The following is a 7,451-nucleotide window of genomic DNA, read 5'->3' as shown; positions in this document are numbered from 1 at the left end:
GGGATGGGGACGAGGGGAGAGGGCTGAGCGCGGGGCGCGAGGACGCACACTCGAACCTTCCCGAGTGTTTCACGTGAAACATTTGTTTGTGTATTAGGCGGCCCGTGCTCGGAATGCGTCCCTGCGGGCGCGGGCCCTATTCGGCGTCGAGGGCGTCGAGGAAGTCGAGCAGCTGCTGCTTGTTGTGCACGTCGAGCTTGCCGTAGATGTTCTTCACGTAGGTGCGCACGGTGTTCTCGGAAATGAACAGCTTCTCGCCGATGGCGGTCTTGCTGCGCCCCTGTGCCAGATAGCGTACGACGTCGCATTCGCGCTCGGTGAGGAAATGGCGCTCGCGCAGCAGGACGAGCCGGCCCTCAAGCGGGTCGACGACGGGCTCCGCCGGAGCGGGTGCCGCGGAGGCGGCTGCGGCCTTTCGGGCGCGCCCGCCCCGGCGCAGCTCGGCGAACAGCGGACGCGTGACGGGAACTCGGTCGCTCAGCAGGAAGGCCATGCTGGCCGCCAGCAGCAGCACGATGCCCGTGGCGATGATCACGGCCGTCTCGGTGCGCGGTTCCGCCACCCAGATGAGTGTCCGCCCCACCTCGCGCGGCGCGATGTGGGCAACCCAGGCAAGGCCCAGCACGACGGGCGCGCCGAGGCTCGTGTGACGCGCGATGTCGGCGCAGCTGAACCACAGCAAACCCACGGCGAAGGTGTTCGCCACGGCCACGGCCGCGGCGCCCCAGGGTTCGAGCGCCGGCTGGGTCGTGGCAAGCACGAGCGCGCCGAGCGCGATGAAGGTCATGGACACGTTCCACAGCGTCGAGAACCGCAGGCCGCGGCCCGCAACGAGCCCCCACCACACCACGCCCGCGCACAGCGCGATGACGATGCCCTGATGAAGCGCCTGAAACGGCAGGGGCAGCTCGATGGACGCGCCGTGCGGGAAGCCGCGGGTCACGCCGAGCGCCAGGTTGAACAGCACGATGCCCGTCCCGAGTCGCACGAAGGTCGCGCGCGGCTCCGCATCGTACACGGCGTCGCGCGGCGCGTCGGAGGCGCGTTCGTCGAGCAGGCGCTCGGCTCGTTCGTAGGCCAGGTATGACAGGGGCGGCATGAGGATGGCAACGAGGTAGGTCACCTGTTCCGGCAGCAGCCCCAGGAAGAAGCCCACGAGCGCGCTCGCGCCGAGCGAGGCGAACGCGTAGAACAGGGCCTCGCGTGCGGAAAGCCGCACGAATAGGCAGATCCACCGTCCGCCGCCCCAGGCGATGCCGAACCCGGCCAGTAGGCATGCGGTCCAGAGCAGCGCGGGGGAGGGGGCCGCCGTGTTCGCCAGGAACAGCGCGCTCGCGACGGTCATGGCTGCGATGGATGCGGCGAAGAGCTTGCTTTGAACCCGCTCGGAGAAGCCGCGTCGTATGGCGAACGCGATGAGCGCGAGGATGACCACGACGCGGAACAGGTTGGTGACGATGGTCACGATGCCCGAATCGGTGGACAGGTAGCGGTCGTAGAGGTCGCACTGTATCCAGATGCGCACCGCCACGAGGCCCATGAGGTTGAGCGAGAACAGGGGTGCGTATGCGGCCGCGCGCTCGCGTACCTGCTGCCTCGCGTCCACGTCCGTGCCCCTCTTCCTGCCGCCTCCCGTTGTCCGGATCAGCATACCATACACGCGGGGGACGGTTCCGGTTTCCGGCGGTGCGGAACCCGCCGGAAACCGGGTGCAAGGCTATCGGTCGAGCGTGTCGAGGTAGGCCACCGCGCTTTCGGCCGCACGATGCCCGAACACGTTGATGTCGCAGATGGCGTTGCCGCCCAGGCGGTTGCCGCCGTGGATGCCGCCCGTCACTTCGCCGGCCGCGAACAGGCCCGCGATGCGCCCTCCCGCGGCGTCCAGCACGTGCGCCTCGGCGTCGATGCGCAGGCCGCCCATGGTGTGGTGGATGCCTGGGGCCACCTTGATGGCGTAGAAGGGAGGCTCGTCGATGGGGTAGCGGCTCTTCCAACGGCCCTGCGGGTCGTCGGCTCCCGAGGCGATGGCGGAGTTGTAGGCGTCCATCGTGGCGATGAAGGCCGTCGCGTCGGTTTCCATCTGCGCGCCGAGCGCTTCGAGCGAATCGGCCACGAGGGCGAGGTTTTTCTTCTCGAACTTCTCCTTGATGCTCTTGTTTTCGTCGTACACTTTGCGGTCGAACACGGCGTACGCCCAGCCGCCGGGCTGCTCCCATTCGGCGGCCGACACCACGTCGCGCGTGAGCAGCTCGTCGGTGAAGCGCGCGCCCTCGCTGTTCACCAGCACGGCGCCGTCGCCCCGGATGCCCTCGCTCAGCAGGATGGACGTGCTCTGCTCCACCGTGGGGTGCACCTGGATCTGCTCGATGTCCACCACGTCGGCGCCTATCGCCTGCGCAAGGGCGATGCCCTCGCCCTGCGCGCCCGGCTGGTTCGTGGTCACGGCGTGCAGCAGCTCGGGGCGGTACTGGGCCAGCATCTCGTGGTTGGCGCCGAACCCGCCCGCCGCCACGATGACGGCCGGAGCGCGATACTCGGTCACCAGCCCGCTGCGGTCGTCGAGCGCGCGCACGCCGGCGATGCGGCCGTCTTCCACGAGGATTTCCTGCACGGTCATGTGCGTGACGGCGTCGATGCCGCGCTCCTGGCAGCGCTCGCACAGGTGCTTCACGAGGTACTTGCCCACGGCGCTGCCGTCTTCGGGCCGATGGATGCGCGGCACGCTCGCGCCGCCCGAGGTGGACAGCTTCGTGAGGAACATGCCGCGCTCGGCCAGGCGCTCGACGGCTTCGTTCGAATGGGCGCACAGGTACTCGATGAGTTCCTTGTTGCCCAGGTCGTGGCCGCCCTTGTACGTGTCGGCGGCGAACAGCTCGACGCTGTCCTCGATGCCGGCTTCGGCCTGCACCTTCGTCCCGCAGGCGTTCATGCCGCCCTCGGCGAAGCACGTGTTGCCGCCCGCCACGGCCATCTTCTCGAGCACGATGACGTTTGCGCCTGCGTCGTTCGCGCTCAGCGCCGCCGTCATGCCCGCGCCGCCCGCGCCGATCACGACGACGTCGAAGCTGCCGCCGGGACGCGCTTCGGCGGCGCTTGCCTCGCGCGGCGCGCAGCCCGTCATGCTCGTCAAGCCGAGCGCCGCGAGCGCGCCGGAGCCCAGCGCCCCGGCGAGAAACGTCCGGCGGTCCATGACCTTCGCTTCGCGCTTGCCTTCGCCCTTGCGTCCCTGCGTGCCGTCCGTCGTGGTGGTGTGGCGCATGGTGAATCCCCTTTCCTCGTGCATGGCCGGCCGTTTCCCGTATTGGCCGAACGCGCTGTTTTCGATGACCGCAAGACTACGCGGAGGGGCTGCGCGGCGGCAGCGCAGATACGGGGGAGGCCTACACCCGAATCGGGTGGTTTTGGCACGAGGCCGTGTTTCACGTGAAACATTTGTTTGTGTCGAGCGTCATCGCACCAGGCCGTTACGCGCGCGTCAGGCGTTCGCCACGTGGGGCTCACGAGCGCACGCTATGATCTGAACCATCACACTATTAGAAGGAGCCAGCACCATGATCAAGGTCATCAAGCACGAGGACATGGGCAGAAGCGACCGCGGATGGTTGCACAGCCAGTTCCATTTCTCGTTCGCCGAGTACTACAACCCCGAGAACATCAAGTTCGGCGCGCTGCGCGTCGTGAACGACGACCGCTTCGACCCGCACGGCGGGTTCGACACGCATCCGCACGATAATATGGAAATCATCAGCTACGTCGTGGATGGCGAGCTCACGCACCGCGACAGCCTGGGCAACGGCAGCCGCCTCGGGCGTGGCGACGTGCAGTACATGAGCGCCGGCAGCGGCATCATGCACAGCGAGTTCAACGACACGAGCGAGCCGCTGCGCTTCCTGCAAATCTGGATTCTGCCCGACACGCCCAACGTCGAGCCCGCTTACGGCGACCACCGCTTCAACTGGGAAGATCGCGTGGGGAAGTGGATGCCCATAGCCTCGGGCGATGAGGGTTTCGCGCCCATCCGCATCCATCAGGACATGAAGGTGCTCGTGAGCGTGCTCGGCGCCGACGAGATGCTGTACTACGACCTCGACCCGGCCCGCCAGGCCTACCTCATCCAGATCGAGGGCGAGGGCATGGTGAACGGCAACGAGCTGCGCGAAGGCGATGCCGCCGAGATCACCGCCACCCGCGAAGTCACCATCCGCTCGAAAACCCCGTCCCACTACATCCTCTTCGACATGCCCGCCGACGAGGGGTAGCATGCTTGACGCGTGTCACGTGACGCGTTACACTGGTGAGCATGATCAAGTCGTTCGCCGATAAACGGACCGAATCGCTGTTTGCCGACGGCGCAGCTAAGCGTGTGCCGGTCGATGTCGCCGCGCGTGCAGTACGCAAGCTCGACATGCTTGACGCGGCGGCGTCGATCGACGACATGCGCGTGCCTCCCGGCAACCGGCTCCATGCGCTGAAAGGAGATCGCGAGGGCCAGCATGCCGTCGCGGTGAACGATCAATGGCGCATCTGCTTTCGGTTCGAGGGCGAGCATGCGTACGACGTGGAGTTTTGCGACTACCATTAAGGCGGTGAGACGATGGAGCAGTATATGACGATCATGGCGCGCAAACCGACGCATCCGGGCGAGGTGTTGCGCGAGGAATTCATGCCCGACTACGGGTTGACGGTTGCGGGCATCGCAGAGCGTTTGGGCGTGTCGCGTCAGTCGGTAAACGAGCTGGTGCGCGAGCGGCGCGCGCTCAGTACGGAGATGGCGGTGCGGTTGAGCCGCCTGTTCGGCACCTCGGCGGAATACTGGCTCAACCTGCAGCGCAGCGTCGATTTGTGGGAGTCGCTCGATCTCCACCATGACGAATTCGAAGCCATCAAACAACTGAGCGCGTAGGTTGCGCTCGTGCGCATGGCGGCAGCGTCGTTACCATTTCGAGGAACGAACGATCCCGACGAACGCTATTGCTGCACATAGCGCAAAGCTCACGATCGAGAACAGCAACGTGGCGGGCAGCTGCAAAGCGAAGTCGGTCAAACCGCTCGCTTTCGCCCAGTATCCCATGTGCACGGGAAGCTCAGCATTCCGGTATGCCATTTGCGCGATCAGCCCGACGAACGTTGCGGTGAAGATGACGCCGACCGCTGCCGAACCGCTGCGAATCCAGGCAAACAAAGCGATGCAAAAGGCGATGAAGCTTTCGTTGACAAGGCAGTTCAGCGCGATCTTTCCCCCCGTTATGCTCAGGACCTGCGCAAGAGGCTCGGGTTGGATCGTGATGGCGTACGATACGCCTATGACGATGCTGAACAGGATATAGCAACTCTGCAAAACGATGGTCGTGGCGGTGAGCTTGGAGCAAACATAAGAGAATCGCGAAACGCCGTGGGCGAAAGAGGTTCGAGCGGCGTATTCCTCCATGTCTTTGAAGAACAGTCGATAGACGAACGTGAGGACGAGAAGAGGGAAAAACACCGTGTGAGCCACTGCCGCACAAGCCACGGCGTCGGGCGGAGTATGCGTGCTTTCCACAAGATCGGAATGGGAGGCCAGTTGGGGAAGAAATCCCCACGTTCCTGCATCAAGCGCTGGAACGTTCACCCATGCGCTGTCGTGTGCGCAAAGGTAGATGGTCGAGATCAGCAGGCAGTATGCTAAGCAGAGCGGAATCAGGTGCAGGAAACGGATTCGCTTGAAGTCCGCAGAAAGCATTCGTTTGAACATGGCGCTACACCTCCCGGACGTTTGCTGCCGCCACGGCGCATCCCAAAGCGATCACGATGGCTGCTGTCCCGTAAGCTACGCCCCAGAGGAGCGGAATCGCTTCGAAGCTCAACGAGCTGACGTTGATGAGGTGATACGCGGGGCTTGCTGCGAAGATCAAGGAGCCGAAAACTCCTTCTCCCGATAGCCCGTACGAGGCCGGATAGCCTACGAGCACGTATGCGGTATAGAACAGCGATCCCAGTACGCTGGGGAGCTGGCGTCGAAGGAGAAGGAACAGCAGCGCAGTCTGACACGATAGCGCGCAGAGCAGAAGCACGTTCGTGCCTAACGCTTCGAAGAGCAGCCCAAAGTCGGCGGGCGAAAGCACAGTGCCGTACTCGTTTGCTTTGATCGCGAAGGACGCGGCGCAGCTTGCACTGTAGCAAAGTCCGACGGAAGCGAAGATCATGGTGATTTTCACGAAGACCGTTTTGCCGAGACCAACCCCTTTTGCTTTGGAGACCGCCATGCTCTTAGAAAGGAAATCGGCGGAGAGCATATGCACGGTGAACACGATAACAACGGGCAACCAGAACGGGGTGAAGAGAAACGATGTCCTGATTGCCGAGGCCCCTATTCGTTCAGGGTCCACAACGTTGCCGATGAACCCGATCGCTCCGCCGATGCGAAACGGGTCTCCCGCCATCATGAACATTTGCCCGCCCGTGTCTGCGGGCGACAGCGCGGTGAGTGCCGTGAACGCCACCGATGCGGCAAGCATGAGATAGAGTGCTCTTGAGCGCAGGATCTTGCGCGCTTCGCACCATACGAGCGTCCTCATCGCGGGGCTCCTGCGCTCACGATTTTGGCATAACACGCTTCCAGGTTCCCGTTGTCGCACCGGTCAAGCTCGGTAGCCGACATGTTCTTCACGAGCTTTCCGCGGCTGAGGAATACATACTGCGTAGCCATTTCGTGCAGCTCCGTCAGGATGTGGCTCGATGCGATGATGGTGACGCCGCGTTCGCGGTTCAAGCGTTTGAGGAGTTCGCGCGTTTCGATGATGCCGGTAGGGTCTAATCCGTTCGTGGGCTCGTCCAAAATGAGGAGTTCGGGTTCGCCAAGGAGCGCGACTGCCAAATCGAGCCGTCGTTTCATGCCGAGGGAGTAGGAGCGCACCTTCTTTCGGCCTACGTCAGAAAGCCCGACCTCGACCAGCGCCCGCTCGATGCATTTCTTGTCGGAAATGCCCCATTCCGTTCGTCGGATCTCGAGGTTATCGTGCGCGCTCATGGACGGGTAGAGCGCGCTTCCGTCAGGAAGGTATCCCGTGCGCGCTCGTTGCTGATTGGATTCGCGCGGACTTGTGCGTCCGAACAAGGAGACGGAGCCCGTGCTTGGATGGGTCAATCCCGTCATGATTCGGATCAACGTGCTTTTGCCGGCACCGTTTTCGCCAACGAGACCGTATATCTCTCCTTTTCGGATGCTCAGATCGAGCGGCCCCAGCACGACATGGCGACGGTAGGCTTTCGAAATGCCGCTCAATTCGATCACGTTGGTTTCCATGGTCTCTCCTCATCGTGAAAAGACAGCACGAGCCTCGAGCTGCGGCCAGCCGATCAATGTGCGTTCTTGGTTTGTTTGTTGAGGGATGTTCCGCGACTCATCGAGCGATCGTGATGAGTCGCGGAACGGAGGAGCTGGGCTACATCACCGGCGCTTCGGGTGCTTCGGG

General features: G+C 63.7%; 8 protein-coding genes. 3 read left to right on the top strand and 5 right to left on the bottom strand.

What is annotated here, in order from left to right; translation table 11 throughout:
* Positions 1-136: 136 nt before the first annotated feature.
* Together C1876_RS17305 and C1876_RS17300 are read right to left on the bottom strand one after the other, a co-directional pair.
* Complete coding sequence (locus C1876_RS17305; protein ID WP_114547965.1) at positions 137-1,606, bottom strand: helix-turn-helix transcriptional regulator; 1,470 nt, start codon at positions 1,604-1,606, stop codon at positions 137-139.
* A 111-nt stretch (positions 1,607-1,717) separates the two neighbouring features.
* Complete coding sequence (locus tag C1876_RS17300) at positions 1,718-3,259, bottom strand: flavocytochrome c (RefSeq protein WP_244910198.1); 1,542 nt, start codon at positions 3,257-3,259, stop codon at positions 1,718-1,720.
* 292 nt (positions 3,260-3,551) lie between these two features.
* On the opposite strand from C1876_RS17300, the gene C1876_RS17295 reads away from it, so the two are divergent.
* Genes C1876_RS17295 through C1876_RS17285 form a run of 3 tightly spaced genes read left to right on the top strand, consistent with a single transcriptional unit; the run spans position 3,552 to position 4,903 of the window.
* Positions 3,552-4,259 carry a pirin family protein gene (locus C1876_RS17295; protein WP_114547964.1) on the top strand — a complete coding sequence of 236 codons (708 nt, stop codon included), beginning with the start codon at positions 3,552-3,554 and terminating at the stop codon, positions 4,257-4,259.
* A gap of 41 nt (positions 4,260-4,300) precedes the next feature.
* Positions 4,301-4,582, top strand: coding sequence for a type II toxin-antitoxin system RelE/ParE family toxin (locus tag C1876_RS17290; protein WP_114547963.1), 282 nt, complete (start codon positions 4,301-4,303; stop codon positions 4,580-4,582).
* 12 nt (positions 4,583-4,594) lie between these two features.
* A complete protein-coding gene (locus tag C1876_RS17285; RefSeq protein WP_114547962.1) occupies positions 4,595-4,903 on the top strand; it encodes a HigA family addiction module antitoxin in 309 nt (102 codons plus the stop codon).
* 30 nt (positions 4,904-4,933) lie between these two features.
* On the opposite strand, the gene C1876_RS17280 is transcribed toward C1876_RS17285, so the two are convergent.
* Genes C1876_RS17280 through C1876_RS17270 form a run of 3 tightly spaced genes read right to left on the bottom strand, consistent with a single transcriptional unit; the run spans position 4,934 to position 7,282 of the window.
* Positions 4,934-5,731, bottom strand: a complete 798-nt coding sequence (locus C1876_RS17280) for a hypothetical protein (protein ID WP_114547961.1) — start codon at positions 5,729-5,731, stop codon at positions 4,934-4,936.
* Between the two features lie 4 nt (positions 5,732-5,735).
* Positions 5,736-6,554: a hypothetical protein gene (locus tag C1876_RS17275; RefSeq protein WP_114547960.1), complete on the bottom strand. Its 819-nt coding sequence runs from the start codon at positions 6,552-6,554 to the stop codon at positions 5,736-5,738.
* Positions 6,551-7,282 carry an ABC transporter ATP-binding protein gene (locus C1876_RS17270; RefSeq protein WP_114547959.1) on the bottom strand — a complete coding sequence of 244 codons (732 nt, stop codon included), beginning with the start codon at positions 7,280-7,282 and terminating at the stop codon, positions 6,551-6,553. The genes C1876_RS17275 and C1876_RS17270 overlap by 4 nt, the downstream gene beginning before the upstream one ends.
* Positions 7,283-7,451 lie beyond the last annotated feature (169 nt).

The sequence above is a fragment of the Eggerthella sinensis genome (assembly GCF_003339815.1).
Taxonomy (GTDB): domain Bacteria; phylum Actinomycetota; class Coriobacteriia; order Coriobacteriales; family Eggerthellaceae; genus Eggerthella; species Eggerthella sinensis.
Note: the sequence above shows the minus strand (reverse complement) of the source record. Positions and strands in the feature narration are given on the sequence as shown.